An 18,434-nucleotide genomic window follows, 5' to 3' on the forward strand; every position below is an offset into this window, starting at 1 on the left:
GCTCGAGCGCATCAACGCGGCGCTGATGGCCCATGTTGAGCGCAGCATGGACCAGCAGGGCAGCGCCTATTCGCTGTTCCAGACGGCGATCATGCTGGAGGGCCGGGTCCGGTCGCGGACGGAGGAACTGACCGGGCTGATGCACAGCCTGGAGCGGTCCAACACGGCCCTGGTCGCGGCGAAGGAGGAGGCCGAGACGGCCAACCGCTCGAAGACCCGCTTCCTCGCCGCCGCCAGCCACGACCTGCTCCAGCCCCTCAACGCCGCCCGCCTCTCGGCCTCGGCCCTCGCCGACATGTCCCTCGGCCCGGACGCCCGGGCGATCTCGGGCCAGATCGAGCGCGGGCTGCAGACCATCGAGGACCTGATCAAGACCCTCCTGGACATCTCGAAGCTCGATGCCGGGGTGGTGCACCCCGTGATCCGGCCCGTGCGCCTCGCCGATCTCCTCGACGGCATCGCGGCGAGCTTCCGGCACACCGCCGAGGGCAAGGGCCTGCGCCTGCACGTGCGCGGGGCGGACCGCATGGTGGTGAGCGACCCGGTGATGCTCGGGCGCATCGTCCGGAATCTTGTCTCCAACGCCCTGCGCTACACCACCTCCGGCGGCGTCCTCCTCGCCGTGCGGTCGCGCGGGTCCGTGTGCCGGATCGAGGTCATCGACACCGGCTGCGGGATCGTTCCGGCCGAGCGCGCGCTGGTGTTCGAGGAATTCTATCGCGGACAGGCCGAGACACGGGATTGCGAGCCCGGCCTCGGTCTCGGGCTCTCCATCGTGCAGCGCATGGCGGCGGCCCTCGGCCATCCCCTCGCCCTCGCCTCCCGCCCCGGCCACGGCACCCGCGTCAGCCTGACCGTGCCCGTGAGCGCCGCCGCGCCGGCCCCCGAGGCGCGCGTCGGCCCCGTGGCCACGCGTCTGACCGGCGCCCGGATCCTCGTCGTGGAGAACGATCCGGCCACGGCCGACGCCCTCGCCCGCCTCCTGCGCAACTGGGACGCCGAGGTGTTCGTCTTCCGCGATCTCGCCGGGGTCGCGGCGGCGGACCTCCGGCCGGACCTGCTCATCCTCGACTATCACCTCGACAACGGCGCCTGCGGCCTCGCCGTCGCCGAGCACTTTCGCGACACGGCCGGGCGCGTCCCGCCCGTCATCGTCACCACCGCCGACCACGGCGCCGCCATCGCGGCCGAGGTGGAGGCCCTGGGGGCCGAACTCGTCCACAAGCCGACCCGGCCGGCGCAGCTGCGCGCCCTTCTCACCGCCCTGCTGGCGGAAGCGGCGTTTTCCTCGCCTCCAACCGCCTGCTAGACGGTCGCGTATGACCACCGATCGCACCCCACCGCTCGTCCGCTTCGCACCTTCGCCCACGGGCTACCTGCACCTCGGCAATGCCCGGCCGGCGCTGCTCAACGCCCTGTTCGCGCGGACCCATGGCGGGCGCTTCCTCCTGCGCCTCGACGACACCGACCGGGAGCGCTCGACGCAGGAATTCGCCGAGGCCGTCGAGACGGATCTCGCTTGGCTCGGCATCGTGCCCGACTTGCGCGCCCGCCAGTCCGACCGGTCGGCGATCCACGATGCGGCGGCCGAACGTCTCAAGGCCGCGGGGCGGCTCTACCCCTGCTACGAGACCCAGGACGAGCTGGAGCGCCGGCGTCGGCGCCAGCTCGGGCGCGGCCAGCCGCCGATCTACGACCGGGCGGCGCTCGGCCTGACGGAGGCTGAGCGCGCCGCCCTCGAGGCCGAGGGGCGCACGCCGCATTGGCGGTTCAAGCTCGAACCCCGCACGGTGGGCTGGATCGACCTCGTGCGCGGCGAGGCCCATGTCGATTGCGCCTCCCTGTCCGATCCCGTGCTGATCCGGGCCGACGGCTCCTACCTCTACACCCTGCCCTCCGTGGTGGACGACGCCGACCTCGGTGTGACCCACGTGATCCGGGGCGAGGACCACGTCACCAACACCGGCGTTCAGGTGCAGCTCTTCGAGGCCCTGGGACATCCGGTCCCGGTCTTCGGCCACCACAATCTGCTGACCACGGCGGACGGGGAGGGGCTGTCGAAGCGCCTCGGTCACCTGTCCCTGCGGGGGTTGCGCGAGGCCGGCTATGAGCCGGCGGCCGTGCGGTCGCTCGCCGTCCTCACCGGCTCGGCCGAGGCTGTGCGGGCGGTGGCGTCGATGGACGAGCTGGCGAGCCTCGTCGACCTCGCCCACATCTCGCGGGCACCCGCCAAGTTCGATCCGCACGAGCTCGACGGCCTCAACGCCCGGCTCATCCACGCCATGCCGGTGGGCGAGGTCCGCGCCCGCCTCCTGGCCCTCGGCGTGCCGGAAGACGTGCTGGAGCCGTTCTGGCTCGGCGTGCGGGCCAACCTCGCCAAGGTCGCCGAGGCCGGGGATTGGTGGCGTGTCGTGACCGGACCCGTCACGCCCGTGATCGCCGACCCGGCCTTCATCGCAACGGCCGTCGAGGTCCTGCCGGACGAGCCCTGGGACGGGGAGACGTGGAAGGCCTGGACCGGCGCCGTGAAGGCACGCACGGGCGCCAAGGGCAAGGCGCTGTTCATGCCCTTGCGCCTCGCCCTGACCGGCCTGGAGCACGGCCCGGACCTGGCGGGGCTCCTGCCCCTCATCGGCCGCGCGCGGGTGCTGGAGCGGCTGGCGGGCGCGCGAACCCTCTAACCGCGTGGACGGAAGCGCATCCCGGGCGGCCCTCCCGTTGCCGTGGGCGTGTGCGACGCCCGCGATATCACCCCGGCCCTCGATCCCAACGCGCCTCGCGCCGTTGGAACCGTCATGCCCCCTCGCCCCAAGGTCGTCGCCTTCGACATCATCGGCACGGTGTTCAGCATGAGCCGATGCGGCCCGCGCTGGTCGCGTTGGGCCTGCCGCCCCTCGCCTTGAACTTCCTCTACACCGCCGGACTGCGGGACACCTTCGCGTTGGCGGCGACCGGCACCTTCGCGCCCTTCCAGTCCGTGCTGTCGGGGTGCCTCGACGAGTTGATCGCCATGCAGGGCCTGGAGACCGCCCCGGAGCGCAGGCAGGCCGTCCTCGACATGATGAAGAGCCTTCCCCCGCACGAAGACGCCGGGGCCGCATTCCGGGTTCTCGCCGAAGCCGGCATTCGGATCTTCGCGTTGAGCAATGGCGCGGCCGGCACCACGCAGGGCCTGCTCGCCGCGGCGGGCCTGGAGGATCTCGTCGAGCGGATTCTTTCCGTCGAGGACGTGAAGCTCGCAAAGCCACGCGCCGAGGTCTACCTCCACGCCGCACGGGCGGCCGGGGTCGCTCCGGGCGACATGGCCCTCATCGCGACCCATCCGTGGGAGTCTCCACGGCGCCATGGCCGCCGGCCTCACGGCGGGCTACGTCGCGCGCGGCCGTCCGTACTCGCCCGCCTTGCGGGCGCCGGACATCACCGGGGAGACCTTGCTGGACGTCGCCACGGCGGTGGTGCGGAGCCCGTCGTTCGAACCGGCGCCGGATGCTCGTCCCCGACCGTGAACCTCCCGCGAGGCGGCACACTCGCCGGGGTCTGCGCGTTGTGCGTGCGGAGGTTCGGCCCCTCGGGTCCGGGCCCGTGGGGTCCGCGTGCGGAGCGGGAGGTTCAGGATGGTCCCAGGTCCGGTGCGGATGGCCGCGATCCTCGCGGCGACCCTGATGGGCGGCTCCGCCCGGGCGCTCGACGGCGGCCCGGCCCCGGAGCCGCAGGCCGCCGAGATCGCGACGGCCGGATGTGGGCGCGGCGACTGGGCCGCGCAGGTCGCCGCCTGCTCGCTGCTGCTGCTCGACAGGCCATCGGATGCGAACGTCGAGACGGCAGACCTGCATCGCCGCCGCGCGATGGCCCTCCTCAAGCTCGGGCAACTCGCCGAGGCGGTGACCGATCTGGGAGAGGCGCTCAAGGGGGCTTCGACCTCGGATCTCTACTGGTGGCGCGCACACACCCTGAGACGCCTCGGGCGGACGGACGAGGCGATTCGCGACTACACCGAAGCCCTCAGGCTGACCCCGAACCAGCCCGCTCTCCTCAGCAATCGGTGCGGCGCCCAGGCGGATGGACTGCACCTCGATCGCGCCCTGGAGGATTGCAACGCGGCCCTCACGCTCATGCCGTCCTACGCCGATGCGCTGGGCAACCGCTGCTTCGTGCTGTTCCGGCAGGGGCGGGTCGCGCAGGCGCGACGCGATTGCGACACGGCGATCGGCCTCGTCCCGGCCGATCCCGCCATCCTCTCGATCCGGGCGGCCGTTCTGAATCAGATGGGCGAGAAGGAGGCCGCCCTCGCCGACATCGACGAGGCCCTTCGGATCGATCCGCGCAGGGCCGACAGCCATGTCCTGCGGGCCGGACTTCTGTTCGACCGGCACGATGCTGCCGGCGTTCTGGCGGCGGTGGACGCGGCCCTGCGCCTCGATCCGCGCAACAAGGAGGCGTTCCTCTGGCGCGCCAACGTCCTCAACAACACCGGCGCGCCGGACCGGGGCATCGCCGCCTGCGACGCGGCGATCGCCATCGATCCGTCCTACGCCCTCGCGTACTTCAACCGCGCCGTCGGTCACGCGGTCCGCGGGGAGCGGGATCGCGCGCTGGCCGATCTCGACACGTCCCTGCGCCTCGATCCGACCTACGCCCCGGCCTACCTCAACCGCGGGATCGCGCACCGGGGCAGGGGCGAGCCCGCCGCCGCGATCGCGGATTTCGACGCGTATCTGCGCCGCCAGCCGGACGGCGTCCTGGCCCTCTACGATCGAAGTCTCGCTAAGCGCGACCTCAAGGACTGGAGCGGCGCCCTGGCCGATGTGAACCGGGCGCTCGCGCTCGATCCGGGCATCGCGCTCGCCTATCAGGTGCGCGCCGGGCTCTACGAGCACTTCCGCGACGGTGCTCGGGCCGAGGCGGATTTCGCACGGGCGCTCCAGTTGGCGACGGATGCCACCGTGCGGGCCGTCACCCTGTACAACCGGGCCCTGATGTGGCGGCGCCGGAACGAATCCGTGCGGGCGATCGGCGACTTCAACGACGCCCTGACCCTGCGGCCGCACTGGGCCGAAGCGCTGTTCGAGCGCAGCATCGCCTACGGCCAGAAAGGCGACGTCGCGCGTGCCCGCGCCGATCTCGACAGGGCGCTCGGTCTCAAGCCGGACTTGCGCGACCACCCGCGCTTCGCGCGGGCGCGCGGCCTGGCCGACGGGACGCTGTCCGGCATCGATGTGCCGGACCCCGAATTGTAGGGGGCCTCGACCGGGCGGCTCGGCGGGCTTCGGCCGATGGTCTATGCCGCCCCCGACACCCGCCGCATCGCTCCCGCCCGCGGATGGGCCGCGTCGAACGCGTCCATCAGACGGGCGGCGTCGATCTTGGTGTAGAGCTGGGTGGTCGACAGCGAGGCGTGGCCGAGCAGTTCCTGGATCGCCCGCAACTCGCCCTGGCGACCGAGCAGGTGGGTGGCGAAGGAGTGGCGCAGCGCGTGCGGCGTCGCGCTCGGCGGCAGGCCCAGCGCCCCGCGCATGGACGCGACGGCGTACTGGATGATCCGGGGCGAGAGCGGGCCGCCCTTGGCGCCGACGAACAGCGGTCCCGCCGGGTCGAGGCTGTAGGGACAGGCGGCGAGGTAGGCCGCCACCGCCTGCTGCACGGCGGGCAGCACCGGCACCATCCGCATCTTGGCGCCCTTGCCGAGGACGGTGATGGAATCCGTGCCCGGCCCCGGCGCGTCCTTGGCCGTGAGGCCCAGCGCCTCCGAGATGCGCAGGCCGGAGCCGTACAGGAGCGCGATCACCGCGGCGTCGCGGGCGATCACCCAGGGCTCGCGGTCCTCGCCGTCCCGCAGCGCCGTGCCGGTCATCGCCTTGGCGGCGGGGATCGGGATCGGCCGCGGCAGGCGGCGCTCGACCTTGGGCGAGCGCACGGCGCCGAGTGCGGCCACGGTGCCGTGGCCCTCGCGGGCGAGGTGCCGGGCGAAGGAGCGCAGGCCCGCGAGCTGGCGCATGAGCGAGCGCCCGCCGATGCCCTCGGCGCGGCGCGCCGCCAGGAATCCGCGCAGGTCGCGGGGCTTCAGGGCGATGAGGCCGGGAATGTCGGGGCGGCCGTGCCGGGCCTGCCGGTGCGCGAGGAACTGGCGCAGGTCGCGGGCATAGGCCTCCGCGGTGTTGCCCGACATCCGGCGCTCGCGCAGCAATTCGTCCTGCCAGGTGCCGAACGCGGTTCGGAGGGCCGCATCACCCGGGAAGGCCAGGGTCTCGGACGCGCGCAAGGCCTCCAGGGCGGCCAGGGTGTCCGGCGGGGGCGGCGTCGGCTGGAGCATGGGGGCGATCCTGGAGGGCTCGGCCGCCCACTCAACGCGCCCTTGGTTGAGGCTCCGTTGACGAAGCGCGACCCCAGCGCCCTTTCCAGCCCGTGGGCCGCCGCCTATCTCGACGGGAACCCCCGCCCATCCAGACCGGATTTCTATGACCCCGACGCGCATCGTCTGCATCCGACACGGCGAATCGACCTTCAACGCCGCCCATCGCCTCACGGGGCGCGACCCCGGCCACATCGACGCCCGCCTGACCGAGCGGGGGCTGGCTCAGGTCGAGGCCGCGCGCACCGGTCTCCACGACATCGCCTTCGACCTCGTGGTGACCTCGCCCCTGACCCGGGCGATTCAGACCACCAAGGGGATCTTCGCCGGCCATCCGGCCGAGCCGAAGATCCTCGTGGAGGTGCTGCACCGGGAATGCCAGGAGAGCAGCTGCGACATGGGCCGGGCCGCCTCCGTGCTGGCGGCCGAGTTCCCGGATGTCGCCGTCGATCACCTGCCCGAGATCTGGTGGCACGCCGAGGGCGAGCCCGATGCCGAGGGCATCCATGTCGAGCCCCGCACCCTGTTCGACGGTCGCGTGGCGGCGTTTCGCGACTGGCTCGCGGCGCGGCCCGAGCGCACCATTGCGGTGGTCGGACACGGCACGTTCTTCTTTCACCTGACCGGCGTGTGGCTCGACAACTGCGAGACCGTGGAGCTCGACCTTGGGGTTGACCGGATCACCCGGCGGGCCTGAGCGGAGCCCGGATCCACGAGCCCGAAAGACGTAAGCGGATCCGGCCTGAGTCAGCCGCCGGTGCCGAAGGCGAGGCCGGTGAGCATGGCGAGGCCCAGCACCAGCACGAAGGCGGCCGCCAGGAGTTCGAGGGCCGCCACCGCCCGGGTGCCGGCTTCGCCGCGTCCGCCGGCGAGGCGCAGGGCGAGCGCCTTGGCGAAGACCGCAAGGCTCGCGAGGGCTCCCGTGGTGAGCGCCGTGCCCAGCGCCATGGCGAAGGTCGCGGCGATGCCGACCCAGAGCATGTTCTGGGACGCCGAGAAGACGAGGATGAGCACCGCCCCGGCGCAGGGGCGGGAGCCCGCCGCGAGCACCACGCCGGCCCGCTCCCGCCACGTGCCGAGGCGGGCCAGCGCGTTGCCGTCCGTGAGGTGAACGTGCCCGCAATCCGGCCCGCACCCGGCCCCCTCGCGCCCGAGGGCGGCCAGATGCCCGGCCTTGCGCCAAGTGACGGCGAGGCCGAGGGCCGCCACCAGGGCGAAGCTCACGGTCTCGATGACGGTGCCGGCCCGGGTCAGGCCGGCGGCGGTGGCGTGGAGGAGCAGGCTGCCGATGCCCACGATGGCGACCGCCACCACGGCCTGCAGCAGGGCGGCGGCGAAGCTCAGGGCGAAACCATGGGCCAGGGCGCGCTCCCCGGCGACGATGTAGCCGGCGATCACCGCCTTGCCGTGGCCGGGGCCGGCTGCATGGAACACGCCGTAGCTGAAACCGAGAAGCAGCATCGGCCCCCAGGCGCCGCCGGCCTTGATGGCCTGGAGCGCGCCCTGGAGGCTGCGGGAGAAGCTCGCCTGGAGGGCCAGGATCCAGCCGCCGAGGCCCGTGGCCGAGGGCGCCGCCTCGCGAAAACCGATGCCGAAGGGCGAGCGCGGCGGAGGCGCCGCCACGTCCGGCCCGATGACGAGCATGAGGCCGGCGAGCAATCCGGCGGCGAGCGCCGTCGCACCGGCGGCAAGGATCAAGCGCCGACCGAGGAGGCCCGGCGGCCGTGCCGCGACGGCGACGCCTACGGACACGCGACGATGATCCGGTTGGCGAACTGGCTGCCGTAATTCGCCGAGGCGGTCAGTGCCTCAAAGAACGCTTCCGACAGGCCGGGCTTGGCGTCCGCCGTCTTGCCGTCAGGCGTCCTGCCGTCAGGTGTCTTGCCATCAGGCGTTTTGCCCTCGGCCGCCTTGACCGCTTCGGGTTTCGGCCGCGTCACCGTGGCGGCGCAGCCCGTGGGCGCGCCGGTCAGGCGCGCGGCGTCGGCCTCATCGGAGAGGCCGAAGGCGACGAAATAGGTCGGGTCGTAGACTTCCAGCGCCGTCACCCCGCGCCCCGGCGCCACGGGCGTCTTCAGGGGCAGGAGGAACGTCATGATGAGCTTGCCGTCTTCCATCGCCATGCGCGGCTCGGTCGGATCGGCGAAGAGCTGCTCCTTGCCGGCGACCTTGAGCTTGGTGAAGTAGCCGAACTCGACGAGATTCGCGGTGTTCTCGCGTGCCAGGGACGACAATTCCTCGGGCGAGAACACCCCGTCGCCGTTGGCGTCGAGCCCCTGAACCACGAAGGCCGAATAGGACGCGTCGAAGGTCCAGGCGTTGCGGATTCCGGTGACGCGCCCCCCCTCGCCGTAGGTGATCTCGGCCTTCGTCGAGACCCAGACGTGCGGATGCGCTTCCGCCGGAGGGACGAGCGCGAGGCTCGCGACGAGGGCGGTAAAGCCGGTCAGGAGGTGGGTGAGCGAAGCGGTCGGCATGGCGGGGACGCTCGCGAGTCGTGGTGAAGAAAGCGTAAACGCGGCCTTCTGCCGAGTCTGAGCCTTCGTCGAAAATCGGCCTTCGCTGAAGCCGGGCCGCCTTCATCCATTCCGATTCAGTGGGGCGAAAGCGAGGCGTCGGGGTCCATCGCTGAGGTGCGCGTTACGCCCCGGGGTCAGTCCCGCCGGGTCAGGGCCGCGATCTCGGCTTCCTCGGCGGCGCTCAGGCCCTGCGGCGTCGGCTCGGTGCGGCGGCGGGACAGGCGCCACAGGCCGAAGATCCCGAGGCCGATGGCGGCGAGCGGCGTCAGCCACAGGAGGAGGGTGTGGGCGGCGAAGACCGGGCGCAGGAGCACGTACTCGCCGTAGCGCCCGACCACGTAGGATTCGACCTGTGGGTTCGTGTCGCCCGCCTGGAGGCGCTCGCGCACGATGACGCGCAGGTCGCGGGCCAGCGGCGCATCGGAATCGTCGATGGACTGGTTCTGGCACACGAGGCAGCGCAGGCCCGCGGAGATGTCCCGGGCCCGCGCTTCCAGGCCCGCATCCTTCAGAACCTCGTCGGGCTGCACCGCGAGCGCGCCTCCGGCGGAGCCGAGGGCGAGGAGCAGCCCGAGGGCGAGGCGCGGGGCGGCGGTCATTCCGCCGCCGCCATGCTGCCGGCGGGCACGGGCTTCGTCTTGGCACGGGCCGGGGCGCCGACGCGCATGCGCCGGTCGGTGAGCGAGACCGCGCCGCCCAGCGCCATCACCACGGCGCCGAGCCAGATCAGCAGCACGAGGGGCTTGTAGTAGAGGCGCAGGCCGATGCCGCCTTCGGGCAGGACCTCGCCGAGGCTGGCGTAGACCTGACTGACCCCGAGGGTAAGGAGACCGGATTCCGTCACCGTCATCTTGCGGCTCGGGTAGAACCGCTTGCCCGTCTCCACGGTGCCGATCATGTCGCCGGCGGTGCTGCGGATGGTGAGGAAGGCCGTGGTCTCGGAGTAGTTCTCGCCCATGCGCGGGCCGACCCGGTCGAGGGTCGCCACGTAGGGGCCCGAGGCAAGGGATTCGCCGGGCTTCAGGGTCTTCAACCCCTCCGTCGCCCAGCCCTGGGCGGCGATGCCGAGGACCACCACGCCGACGCCCGCATGGGCGAGCGCCGTGCCCCAGGCCGAGCGCGGCAGGCCGATGGCCCGGCGCCAGACCACGGAGGCCTTGCGGGTGCGGCTCGCGCCGTAGCCGCGGGCGCGGGAGACGATCTCCAGCACGGAGCCGATGACGAGGTAGGCGCCCAGGCCGATCCCCACGGGGGCCATCATCGGGCCGCCCCAGGTGTAGGCGAGCACGGCCAGGCCCACCACGAGGGCGACGGCCAGGGCCGCGAACAGGCGCTGGGACGCGGCATGCACGTCGCCGCGCTTCCACGCCAGGGTCTGGCCGAAGGGCACGATGAGCAGGAGCGGGATCGCCAGCGGAATGAAGGTGTAGTTGAAGAAGGGTGGACCGACGGAGATCTTCTCCGCCGTCAGCATCTCCAGCAGCAGCGGATAGAGGGTCCCGACGAACACCGTGGCGCAGGCAGCGGCGAGGAACAGGTTGTTCATGACGAGCGCCCCCTCGCGGGAGATCGGCGCGAACAGGCCGCCCTGGCGCAGCATCGGCGCCCGCCACGCGAACAGGGTCAGCGAGCCGCCGATGAACAGGATCAGGATGGCGAGGATGAAGATGCCGCGCGTCGGGTCGGTGGCGAAGGAATGCACCGAGGTCAGCACGCCCGACCGCACGATGAAAGTGCCGAGCAGCGACAGGGAGAAGGTGAGGATGGCGAGGAGCACCGTCCAGACCTTGAGGGCGTCGCGCTTCTCCATCACCACGGTGGAATGCAGGAGCGCCGTGCCGGCGAGCCACGGCATCAGGGAGGCGTTCTCCACCGGATCCCAGAACCACCAGCCGCCCCAGCCGAGCTCGTAATAGGCCCAGTACGAGCCCATGGCGATGCCGAGGGTGAGGAAGCTCCAGGCGGTGAGGGTCCACGGCCGCACGGCCCGCGCCCAGACGGCGTCGATGCGCCCGTCGATGAGGGCCGCGATGGCGAACGCGAAGGTGATCGAGAACCCGACATAGCCGACGTAGAGGAGCGGCGGGTGGATCGCGAGGCCGAAATCCTGCAGCAGCGGGTTGAGATCGTTGCCCTCGGGCGGGGCCGGGCTCACCCGAGCGAACGGGTTCGAGGTCGTGATGATGAACAGCACGAACACGAAGGTGATCAGACCCTGCACCGCGAGGGTGTTGGCCCTGAGCGTCGGCGGAACCGATTCGCGCGCGATCGCAACCAAGGCCCCGAACAGGGCCAGGATGAGGATCCAGAGCAGCATCGAGCCCTCGTGGTTCCCCCACACGCCCGACAGCTTGTAGAGGAAGGGTTTGGCCGTGTGCGAGTTCTCGACCACGTTTTGGACGGAGAAATCCGAGGTGGCGTGGGCGTAGGTGAGCGCCCCGAACGCGAACAGGACGCAGGCGAAGGTGCCGAGCGCGGCCGGCGTCGCCACCGCGCGCAGGGCCTGGTCGCCCGAGCGGGCGGCCCAGACCGGCATCACCGCCTGGACGAGGGAGAGGGCGAGCGCCAGGGCGAGGGCGAAGTGGCCGACTTCGATCAGCACGTGGGGGCGTCCTTCCGGGGGAGCTTGCGCATCATCGCTCGCTGCGCTGACCGAGTGTCTTGTCGGTGATGGCCGTGCTGGCGTCGGCGGGCTTGGTGCCGGCGGGCTTCTCGACCATGCCCTTGCCCTCCTGCCAGCGCCCCTGCGCCTTCAGGGCGTCGGCGACCTCGCGGGGCATGTAGGATTCGTCGTGCTTGGCCAGCACCGTGTCGGCGCGAAACAGGCCGCCGGGCTCGAGGCGGCCCTCCGCCACGATGCCCTGGCCCTCGCGGAACAGGTCGGGCAGCAGGCCGCGATACGCTACCTGCACGGTGGCGTTGGTGTCGGTCACGGCGAATTCCACGGTCTGGTCCGGCCCGCGCTGGAGCGAGCCGTCCTTGACGAGGCCGCCGAGGCGGAACCGGGTGCCGGGTGCGACGCCCTGCGCCGCGACCTCCGTCGGCGAGCGGAAGAACACGATCGATCCGCTCATGGCCGACAGGATCAGTCCGACCGCCAGGGCCAGCACGGCGCCGCAGGCACTGATGAGGATGAGGCGGCGGCTCTTGCGGGTCACGCGGGTCGTCCCGTCTCGGTTGTGGTGTCGCGGGCGCCGGTGGAGCGGGCGTTTCGCCCCCGGCAGCCGGAACCCGTGTTTGGAATGGGCGTAAAGGACGGTGTCGGCCGCGTCGGCGCCCGGGTCAAGGTCGGCGGCCGGGACCGATTGTCAGGGGCGTCCGGCCGCGGCGAGGTCGAGTTCGTGTGCGAGCTCGTCGAGGCGCTCCTTCGCCTGGGGCTCGGGGCTCAGGGCCATGCGAGCCCGGTCGAGGGCTTGGCGCGCCTGGGTTCGCTCGCCGAGGACGGCATAGGAGCGTACCAGACGCAGCCAATCGTCGATGGTGCCGCCCTTGGCCGCCAGGCGCCGGTCGAGGCCCGCGACCATGCCGCGAATCGCCGCGTCCCGCTCGGCCGCCGGCATCGCCTTCACGGCGGCCACCGCCGCCTCGGTGCCGGCCCTGGCCGCATCGGCCTGCGTGGTGTCTGTCTTGGGGGCGTCCCTGGTACCACCGGCCGCGCCGGATCTTTCGGCCTCCGGCTGGCCCGCTCCGTCGCGCGTCAGCCCGAACTCACCCGCCAGGACCTCGAGGCCGCGGAGCGCCGCGGGGTCGGAAGCCAGGGCCGTCCGGGCCCGGGCGAGGGCGGCCCCGGCCTTGTCGCGGTCTCCGAGCACGCCGAGGGAGCGCACGAGGCGCAGCCACTCGTCCGCCGTGCCGCCCTTTTCGGCGAGGCGCTGGTCGAGGCCCGCGACCATGCTGCGGATGGCGGCGTTCCGGCCCTCCGGCGGCATCGCCTGGAGCGATGCGGCGGCGCCCGGATCGGGCGCGGCCCCGGCGCCGGGCCGGGCCACCGGCGCATCACCCTTCGGCGAGACCCCGCCCGTCGGGGAGGCTTCGCCCTTCAGGCGAGCGAGGTTGTCCCGCACCACGGGGAGCCACGGTGCGTCCGCGGGCGCATTCTCGGCGAGGCCCTCCAGGCGCTTGATGGCCAATGGGATATCGCCGTCGAGTTCGGCCGCGCGGGCGAGGTAGAACCGGGGCTTGGCCGCCGTTCCGTCGAGGGCGACGGCGCGCTCGAAGATCGTCTTGGCCTGGGGCGAGATCACGCCGTTGTTGCCGGCGATCACGGCCTCGCCCCAATCGGACAGGCGCTGCGAGGTCTCGCCGAGGGTGCGGGCGGCGGCCTCGTAGGCGTGGGCCGCATCGTCGAACCGGCCCATCCGCATGTAGACGGGGGCGAGCACGGCCCAGCCCCGCCCGTCCGTGGGATTGCTGGCGAGCCGCGCCTCGATCTGGCCGATGGCGTTGAGGAGATCCTGTCCGCCGTTCTCCGCCGCCTGCCGCTCGGCCGCGCTCTGCGCCGGCATGTGCGGCGAGCCGTAGAGTCCGTAGGCGATGAGGGCGACCAGCGGGATCGTCGACAGGGCGAAGGCAGAGGCGGCGCGGCGCTGGCGCAGGGCCGGCTCGGCGATGCCGGGGACGAGGGGAACGCCCACGCGGTTGGCCCGCAGGAGCCGGCGGCCGGCTTCCGTGCGCGCCGCTTCGGCCTCGGGCGCGGCGATGAGGCCGCGCGTCAGATCGCGCTCGATCTCGCGCAGCTGGTCCTCGTAGAACCCCGTCTCCATCGCCATGGCGCCGGCATCCGGGGCCGTCGACGGATTGGCCCGACGCGACATCGGCCAGAGCAGGGCGAGCACCGCCGCGCCGGTCATGAGCGCCAGAATGAACCAGAGTGCCGTCATCACGCCTCGAAACACTGTGCGACCGCATGTAAGGCCACGCTGTGGTCCCTACGATGCAGGCTTCGGGCGACACGGTGTCACGCGAAGGCCGGCGCTGGATCGACCTTAACCGTATGGAGCACGACGGCAAACCGTGTGACTTCAAGGAATTCCCGTCAGGCGTGCGGCGCGGCCCCGGCCGGCGCGTCGCCCGGCACCTCGATCACCGCGCGCAGGCCCCCGAGGCTCGCCGCCTCCAGGCGGAGCCGGCCGCGATAGAGGGTGGCGAGATCGGCCACGATGGAGAGCCCGAGGCCCGAGCCCGGCTTGGTCTCGTCGAGGCGCCGGCCGCGCCCGAGGACGGCGTCGCGGTCCTCGGGGGCGAGGCCCGGCCCGTCATCCTCGATGGACACCATCAGGTGGGGATAATCGTCCTGCGCCACCGCTTCGGCCCGGATCGAGACCCGGCCGGCGGCCCATTTCGAGGCGTTGTCGACGAGGTTGCCGATCATCTCCTCGAAATCCTGGCGCTCGCCGCGAAAGCGCAGGCCGGGCGGCACGTGGACCGCGTAGGCGATGTCCTTGTCGCGGTAGATCTTGCCGAAAGTGCGCACCAGCCCGGCGAGCGCCGGCTCGACCTCCGTGGAGGTGCCGAGGGTGCCGGCGAGGGCCGCGGCCCGCGCCCGGTCGAGGTGGTAGTTCACCTGATCGCGCATCACGGCGGCCTGCTCGCGGATCTTGGCCGAGAGGTCGCCGGGGGCGTCGGCAGCGCCGACCTCGTTGACGATGATCGAGAGCGGCGTCTTCAGGGCGTGGGCGAGGTTGCCGACCTGGGTGCGGGCGCGTTCCAGGATCTCGCGGTTGGTCTCGATGAGGAGGTTCACCTCGCCGGCGAGCGGCGCGATGTCGCGCGGGTACTCGCCGGTGATCCGGTCGGACTCGCCCCGGCGGATGGCGCCGAGCGCGTTGCGGAGCTTGGCCAGCGGGGCGAGGCCGAAGCGGATCTGCAGCAGGGTGGTCAGGGCCAGGGACAGGCCCAGCAGCCCGAAGGTCACCATCAGGGAGAAGCGGAAGCGCCCGACATCGTTGGCGATCTCGTCGGCCGGGCCGGCGACGCGCACGGTGTAGCGGCCCTCCTCGCCGAGATCGACGTCGCGCTCGATGATCCGCAGGGGGCGTTCGTCCTGCGCCCGGCCGTAGCCCTGACGGATCTGGCCGACGCCGGCGGTGGTGTCGGGCGTGCGGGCGGCCTTGAGCGGCACGCCGACGAGGGAGCGCGAGGTGCGCAGGTCCCGGGGCTTCGCGTCGGGCCGGCCGATCTGCCAGTACCAGCCCGACAGGGGCAGGTCGAAGCGCGGATCGCTCAGGGTGAAGGAGCGGCTCTCGGGATCGTTGGGCGAGACGAGATCCGTGGCGAGGTTGTTGGCGTAGACGAGCAGCCGGCTGTCGAAGGCCCGTTCGGTGTTCTCGCGGTACAGGGTCGTGAGGATGCCGGCGGCGATGAGCAGGATCGCCGAACTCGCCAGCAGGGCGGATGTGGCGAGCCGCACGGCGATGGAGCGCCGGCGCAGGGGAAGCCAAGCGGGAAACGGGCTCATGCGGGGGAGGAGATCATGCGGCGGCGCGGCTCATGCGGGTCTCGTCGTCGTGGTCCGGGGCCGCGCGCGACGGTTGAAAGGTGACGCGTTCCGTCTGTACATCATCCGAACGGAGATTCGACGATGAGCCTCGATATCCAAGATCCCGAGACCGAGCAGCTCGTCCAGATATTGGCGGCGCGGCGCGGCCTGTCGTCCGACGAGGCGATCAAGCTCGCCGTCGGCAACGAACTGCAACGCCAGGATGAGAAGCTGAGTCTCTGGGAGCGGATTCGGCCGATCCAGGACTGTGCCCTCGCGCGTCCGGCGACGGGTCTCGCGGCCGACAAGGCATTCTATGACGCGCTCAGCGGCAACCCGTAGATGTTCGTCGATGCCTCGGCCTTCGTGGCGATGATCCTGCGCGAGCCGGAGGCGCAGGCCCTAACCGACCGGCTCGAGGCGGCCCCGGCACCCATCACTCGGCCCTGGCCCTCTACGAGACCGTCCTGGCCATTGCGCGCCAGCGCGGTGGCGGCATCGCGGCGGCGCGGGAGGATGTCCGGTTGATGCTCGAAGCCGCACGGGTCCGCGTCGTGGCCATTACCCCCGAGGATACGGAGGGCGCCCTCGACGCCTTCTCGCGCTACAGCAAGGGCCAAGGGGCATCCGGCCCAGCTCAATATGGGCAATTGCTTCGCCTACGCATCGCCTCACACCCGCGGCGGCGGCTGCGTCGGGTCCACGAGATACCCCAGGCCCCGCACGGTCTGGATCAGGTCCACGGCGAGTTTCTTGCGCAGGCGCCCGACGAACACCTCGATGGTGTTGGAATCGCGGTCGAAATCCTGGTCGTAGAGGTGCTCGGTGAGTTCGGCGCGCGAGACCACCCGGCCGGTGTGGTGCATGAGGTAGGACAGCAGCCGGTACTCGTGGCTCGTGAGCTTGACGGGGTTGCCGTCGACGAACACCCGCCCCGAGCGGGTGTCGAGGACCACGGGGCCGCAGGCGATCTGGCTCGTGGCATGGCCGGCGGCGCGCCGGAGGAGGGCGCGCACCCGGGCCAGCAGCTCCTCCATGTGGAACGGCTTCGTCACGTAGTCGTCGGCGCCGGCGTCGAAGCCGTCGACCTTGTCCGACCAGCGGTCGCGGGCGGTCAGGATGATGACGGGCGTCTTGATGCCGGCCCGCCGCCATTTCTGGATAACGCTGACCCCGTCGGCCTTGGGCAGGCCCATGTCGAGGATGATGGCGTCGTAGGGTTCGCTCTCGCCGAGGTAGCCGCCCTCCTCGCCGTCGAACGCCTTGTCGGCGACGTAGCCGGCCTCCTCCAGGGCGTTGACCACCTGCCGGTTGATGTCCCGGTCATCCTCGACGACGAGCAGACGCACGGTCCCGCACTCCTCTAATTCGCTGGTTCAGGGGCCGCTGATCTCGCCCGTGGTGGCATCGACCATGACGTGGACGAACTGCCCGTCCCGGCGCAAGGCCGTGAGCAGGTAGACCAGGGTTTCCTCGTGCCGGCACAGGCGGGCGCGCTGGATCTCGGCCCGCGGGATCACCTTGCGGGCGGCCCGGATGGCGGCCACGGGCTCGATCACGCGCTTGTCGGCCACGGCCTCGCGCAGGTCGGCCGCGTTGAGGCAGGTGTCGGGGCGCGGCGTCACCTGAACCGGCGCCACGATGGCGGCCCCCGTGGTCTCCTCGGCCTGCGTGCCGATCGAGCCCGTCGCGAAACCCGCGACGGCGAGGCCGATCAGCAGCAGGGCGAGAAAGATGCGCATGAACCACGGGATAGGGAGGGGGCACTGAATGCGCCGTGAATGCCGGTGCAAGCGCAACCGGTGCGGTTCGGTTCCACCCGGCCGGGGGCGACGCCCCCGGCGGCGGGGGGCGACGCCTCAGGATGCCGGGCCGGGCGGCGTGGCGAGGCGCGCCAGGCTCGCCCGCAGGGCGACGCTGACGAGCATCTCGCCGTCGACGTGATCGAGGGCGGCCTTGCGCAGGGCGATGGCGGAGAGATCGAAACGGCGCAGGGCCGCGCCGAGGCGCGCCCCTGCCGCCCGGCTTCGGGCGGGATCGACGGTGAGGGGGAAGCGGGACATGGGCTGACCTTCGTTCGGGCGTACGGGCGTTCGGGCGTACGGGCGCGTTCAGGGGCGGAGTGGCGGGCGTCCCTCGCCGAGGCGGCGCACGACCTCGTCGAGGCGGCGCGAGATGTCGTCGAGCTTGTCTCGGGCGCGCTCCTCGCCGCGCTCGGCGCCCCGGGCCATCTCGCTCACCAGGCGCGTGAGGTCCTCGAGCACCCGGGTCCGGCTCTCCAGGGCGGCGGCCACGGCCGCGTTGGTGTGCGAGGCCCGCTCCAGGGCGGTGGCGGTGGCGCCCGTGTCGCCGATGCGGGCTTCCTGGGCGCGCACGGTCTCGCGGTGGAGGTGGAGGCAGGCCAGCCCCAGCAGCACGGCGACGATCCACCCCGCGCCGTCGTGGGAGAACAGCAGGCGGGCGGCCTCGAGGGCGATCTTCTCCATCGCGGATCTCCTCGGCGGAGCCTGCCCCCGCGTTTCCCGGCTGTGTCAGGGCGCCGGGCGTCCCGTCCGCGCGGCCTCCACGGCCGGCCGCAGGGTGTTGGCGATGGTGGCGTCCTCTGCGAGCGGCAGGCTGCGGAACACCTTCTCGGCCAATCCCTCGCGCCCGCCGGCCGCGCGCACGAGCCAGGCCGGCGCCTCGTCGAGGCCGCGCTGCACCGCCCGGGCGATGACGGCCGAGCCGAGGGGCACGCTCAGCGTCCGTCCCCGCACGGCGCCCGCTACGGCGTTGACGGCGTAGTCGCCGACGTTGCGGACCAGGCGCTCCACCAGGGTGGCGGTGACGAGGGCGCGCAAGGGGCCGGCGAGGCGCGCCAGGGCGGCCGTCGCGGCGGTGACCGCGAGCGGCAGCAGGAGGCCGGTGACCGTCTGGGCAACCGCCGCGGCGGCGTCGCCCCAGGGGACGATCACGCTCGCGGCGTCGAGGCCGGCGGCGGCGCAGGGTAGAATCGGCATCACGGTCAGGGCCGGCATCAGGGCGAGACCGAGGGTGGCGCGGGACGGCCGCGGGATCGGGTGGAGCATGGCTCGGGTCTCCGGGGGGC

19 protein-coding genes and 1 pseudogene are annotated in these 18,434 nt (G+C 72.3%); 7 read left to right on the forward strand and 13 right to left on the reverse strand.

Annotation, left to right across the window (positions count from 1 at the left end; genetic code table 11):
- Positions 1 to 25 precede the first annotated feature (25 nt).
- The 5 genes and pseudogenes from ASF22_RS18125 (at position 26) to ASF22_RS18140 (ending at position 5,237) form a co-directional block, all read left to right on the forward strand.
- Positions 26 to 1,309, forward strand: a complete 1,284-nt coding sequence (locus ASF22_RS18125; protein WP_082483830.1) for a hybrid sensor histidine kinase/response regulator — start codon at positions 26 to 28, stop codon at positions 1,307 to 1,309.
- A 10-nt stretch (positions 1,310 to 1,319) separates the two neighbouring features.
- A complete protein-coding gene (gene gltX / locus ASF22_RS18130) occupies positions 1,320 to 2,681 on the forward strand; it encodes a glutamate--tRNA ligase (RefSeq protein ID WP_056266866.1) in 1,362 nt (453 codons plus the stop codon).
- A gap of 380 nt (positions 2,682 to 3,061) precedes the next feature.
- Positions 3,062 to 3,247: pseudogene (locus ASF22_RS25025) on the forward strand (HAD family hydrolase); the annotation flags it as partial.
- Between the two features lie 97 nt (positions 3,248 to 3,344).
- Complete coding sequence (locus ASF22_RS25030; protein ID WP_244474335.1) at positions 3,345 to 3,506, forward strand: hypothetical protein; 162 nt, start codon at positions 3,345 to 3,347, stop codon at positions 3,504 to 3,506.
- Positions 3,507 to 3,614: 108 nt separating this feature from the next.
- Positions 3,615 to 5,237: a tetratricopeptide repeat protein gene (locus ASF22_RS18140; protein ID WP_156647840.1), complete on the forward strand. Its 1,623-nt coding sequence runs from the start codon at positions 3,615 to 3,617 to the stop codon at positions 5,235 to 5,237.
- A gap of 41 nt (positions 5,238 to 5,278) precedes the next feature.
- Here the strand turns inward: ASF22_RS18140 and ASF22_RS18145 are convergent, their stop codons facing one another.
- Positions 5,279 to 6,310, reverse strand: coding sequence for a tyrosine recombinase XerC (locus ASF22_RS18145; protein ID WP_082483804.1), 1,032 nt, complete (start codon positions 6,308 to 6,310; stop codon positions 5,279 to 5,281).
- Between the two features lie 145 nt (positions 6,311 to 6,455).
- Between ASF22_RS18145 and ASF22_RS18150 the strand changes: the two genes are divergently transcribed.
- A complete protein-coding gene (locus ASF22_RS18150; protein ID WP_056266872.1) occupies positions 6,456 to 7,046 on the forward strand; it encodes a histidine phosphatase family protein in 591 nt (196 codons plus the stop codon).
- Positions 7,047 to 7,096: 50 nt separating this feature from the next.
- On the opposite strand, the gene ASF22_RS18155 is transcribed toward ASF22_RS18150, so the two are convergent.
- The 7 genes from ASF22_RS18155 to ASF22_RS18185 form a co-directional block, all read right to left on the reverse strand.
- On the reverse strand, positions 7,097 to 8,101 hold the full coding sequence (locus ASF22_RS18155) for a nickel transporter (RefSeq protein WP_056172774.1): 1,005 nt from the start codon (positions 8,099 to 8,101) through the stop codon (positions 7,097 to 7,099).
- Positions 8,092 to 8,826 carry a DUF1007 family protein gene (locus ASF22_RS18160; RefSeq protein ID WP_056266873.1) on the reverse strand — a complete coding sequence of 245 codons (735 nt, stop codon included), beginning with the start codon at positions 8,824 to 8,826 and terminating at the stop codon, positions 8,092 to 8,094. The genes ASF22_RS18155 and ASF22_RS18160 overlap by 10 nt, the downstream gene beginning before the upstream one ends.
- 176 nt (positions 8,827 to 9,002) lie before the next feature.
- Complete coding sequence (locus ASF22_RS18165) at positions 9,003 to 9,467, reverse strand: cytochrome c-type biogenesis protein (RefSeq protein WP_056266876.1); 465 nt, start codon at positions 9,465 to 9,467, stop codon at positions 9,003 to 9,005.
- The gene (locus ASF22_RS18170; protein WP_056266879.1) at positions 9,464 to 11,470 is read right to left on the reverse strand and encodes a heme lyase CcmF/NrfE family subunit; all 2,007 of its coding nucleotides are present in this window, start codon (positions 11,468 to 11,470) and stop codon (positions 9,464 to 9,466) included. The genes ASF22_RS18165 and ASF22_RS18170 overlap by 4 nt, the downstream gene beginning before the upstream one ends.
- Positions 11,471 to 11,501: 31 nt before the next feature.
- Positions 11,502 to 12,026 (reverse strand): cytochrome c maturation protein CcmE, encoded by a 525-nt coding sequence (ccmE, locus tag ASF22_RS18175; protein WP_056266882.1) that lies wholly within the window; start codon positions 12,024 to 12,026, stop codon positions 11,502 to 11,504.
- Positions 12,027 to 12,176: 150 nt separating this feature from the next.
- Positions 12,177 to 13,748 carry a c-type cytochrome biogenesis protein CcmI gene (gene ccmI, locus ASF22_RS18180; RefSeq protein WP_056266885.1) on the reverse strand — a complete coding sequence of 524 codons (1,572 nt, stop codon included), beginning with the start codon at positions 13,746 to 13,748 and terminating at the stop codon, positions 12,177 to 12,179.
- Between the two features lie 155 nt (positions 13,749 to 13,903).
- On the reverse strand, positions 13,904 to 15,325 hold the full coding sequence (locus ASF22_RS18185; RefSeq protein WP_056266887.1) for a sensor histidine kinase: 1,422 nt from the start codon (positions 15,323 to 15,325) through the stop codon (positions 13,904 to 13,906).
- A gap of 123 nt (positions 15,326 to 15,448) precedes the next feature.
- Here ASF22_RS18185 and ASF22_RS18190 point away from each other — a divergent pair, with 123 nt between their 5' ends.
- On the forward strand, positions 15,449 to 15,688 hold the full coding sequence (locus tag ASF22_RS18190; protein WP_056266890.1) for a type II toxin-antitoxin system VapB family antitoxin: 240 nt from the start codon (positions 15,449 to 15,451) through the stop codon (positions 15,686 to 15,688).
- A 329-nt stretch (positions 15,689 to 16,017) separates the two neighbouring features.
- Here ASF22_RS18190 and ASF22_RS18200 read toward each other — a convergent pair whose 3' ends face one another.
- The 5 genes from ASF22_RS18200 to ASF22_RS18220 all read right to left on the reverse strand — a co-directional run bounded on the left by ASF22_RS18200 (position 16,018) and on the right by ASF22_RS18220 (position 18,414).
- Positions 16,018 to 16,695, reverse strand: coding sequence for a response regulator transcription factor (locus ASF22_RS18200; RefSeq protein WP_056266895.1), 678 nt, complete (start codon positions 16,693 to 16,695; stop codon positions 16,018 to 16,020).
- A gap of 27 nt (positions 16,696 to 16,722) precedes the next feature.
- On the reverse strand, positions 16,723 to 17,088 hold the full coding sequence (locus tag ASF22_RS18205; RefSeq protein ID WP_056172803.1) for a PepSY domain-containing protein: 366 nt from the start codon (positions 17,086 to 17,088) through the stop codon (positions 16,723 to 16,725).
- Positions 17,089 to 17,205: 117 nt separating this feature from the next.
- A complete protein-coding gene (locus ASF22_RS18210; protein ID WP_056266898.1) occupies positions 17,206 to 17,409 on the reverse strand; it encodes a hypothetical protein in 204 nt (67 codons plus the stop codon).
- Positions 17,410 to 17,457: 48 nt separating this feature from the next.
- Positions 17,458 to 17,832, reverse strand: coding sequence for a hypothetical protein (locus ASF22_RS18215; protein ID WP_056266899.1), 375 nt, complete (start codon positions 17,830 to 17,832; stop codon positions 17,458 to 17,460).
- Positions 17,833 to 17,877: 45 nt separating this feature from the next.
- Entirely contained in the window at positions 17,878 to 18,414 is a 537-nt protein-coding gene (locus ASF22_RS18220) for a hypothetical protein (RefSeq protein ID WP_056266900.1), read from the reverse strand.
- Positions 18,415 to 18,434 lie beyond the last annotated feature (20 nt).

This window comes from Methylobacterium sp. Leaf87 (assembly GCF_001422775.1).
Taxonomy (GTDB): Bacteria; Pseudomonadota; Alphaproteobacteria; order Rhizobiales; family Beijerinckiaceae; genus Methylobacterium.

Coding starts and splice junctions, on each gene's coding strand:
- ASF22_RS18185 (WP_056266887.1), bottom strand. CDS start 15,325: ATGAGCCCGTTTCCCGCTTGGCTTCCCCTGCGCCGGCGCTCCATCGCC.
- ASF22_RS18205 (WP_056172803.1), bottom strand. CDS start 17,088: ATGCGCATCTTTCTCGCCCTGCTGCTGATCGGCCTCGCCGTCGCGGGT.
- ASF22_RS18150 (WP_056266872.1), top strand. CDS start 6,456: ATGACCCCGACGCGCATCGTCTGCATCCGACACGGCGAATCGACCTTC.
- ASF22_RS18140 (WP_156647840.1), top strand. CDS start 3,615: ATGGTCCCAGGTCCGGTGCGGATGGCCGCGATCCTCGCGGCGACCCTG.
- ASF22_RS18220 (WP_056266900.1), bottom strand. CDS start 18,414: ATGCTCCACCCGATCCCGCGGCCGTCCCGCGCCACCCTCGGTCTCGCC.
- ASF22_RS18210 (WP_056266898.1), bottom strand. CDS start 17,409: ATGTCCCGCTTCCCCCTCACCGTCGATCCCGCCCGAAGCCGGGCGGCA.
- ASF22_RS18215 (WP_056266899.1), bottom strand. CDS start 17,832: ATGGAGAAGATCGCCCTCGAGGCCGCCCGCCTGCTGTTCTCCCACGAC.
- ASF22_RS18125 (WP_082483830.1), top strand. CDS start 26: ATGGCCCATGTTGAGCGCAGCATGGACCAGCAGGGCAGCGCCTATTCG.
- ASF22_RS25030 (WP_244474335.1), top strand. CDS start 3,345: ATGGCCGCCGGCCTCACGGCGGGCTACGTCGCGCGCGGCCGTCCGTAC.
- ccmI (WP_056266885.1), bottom strand. CDS start 13,748: ATGACGGCACTCTGGTTCATTCTGGCGCTCATGACCGGCGCGGCGGTG.
- ASF22_RS18160 (WP_056266873.1), bottom strand. CDS start 8,826: ATGCCGACCGCTTCGCTCACCCACCTCCTGACCGGCTTTACCGCCCTC.
- ASF22_RS18145 (WP_082483804.1), bottom strand. CDS start 6,310: ATGCTCCAGCCGACGCCGCCCCCGCCGGACACCCTGGCCGCCCTGGAG.
- gltX (WP_056266866.1), top strand. CDS start 1,320: ATGACCACCGATCGCACCCCACCGCTCGTCCGCTTCGCACCTTCGCCC.
- ASF22_RS18165 (WP_056266876.1), bottom strand. CDS start 9,467: ATGACCGCCGCCCCGCGCCTCGCCCTCGGGCTGCTCCTCGCCCTCGGC.
- ASF22_RS18190 (WP_056266890.1), top strand. CDS start 15,449: ATGAGCCTCGATATCCAAGATCCCGAGACCGAGCAGCTCGTCCAGATA.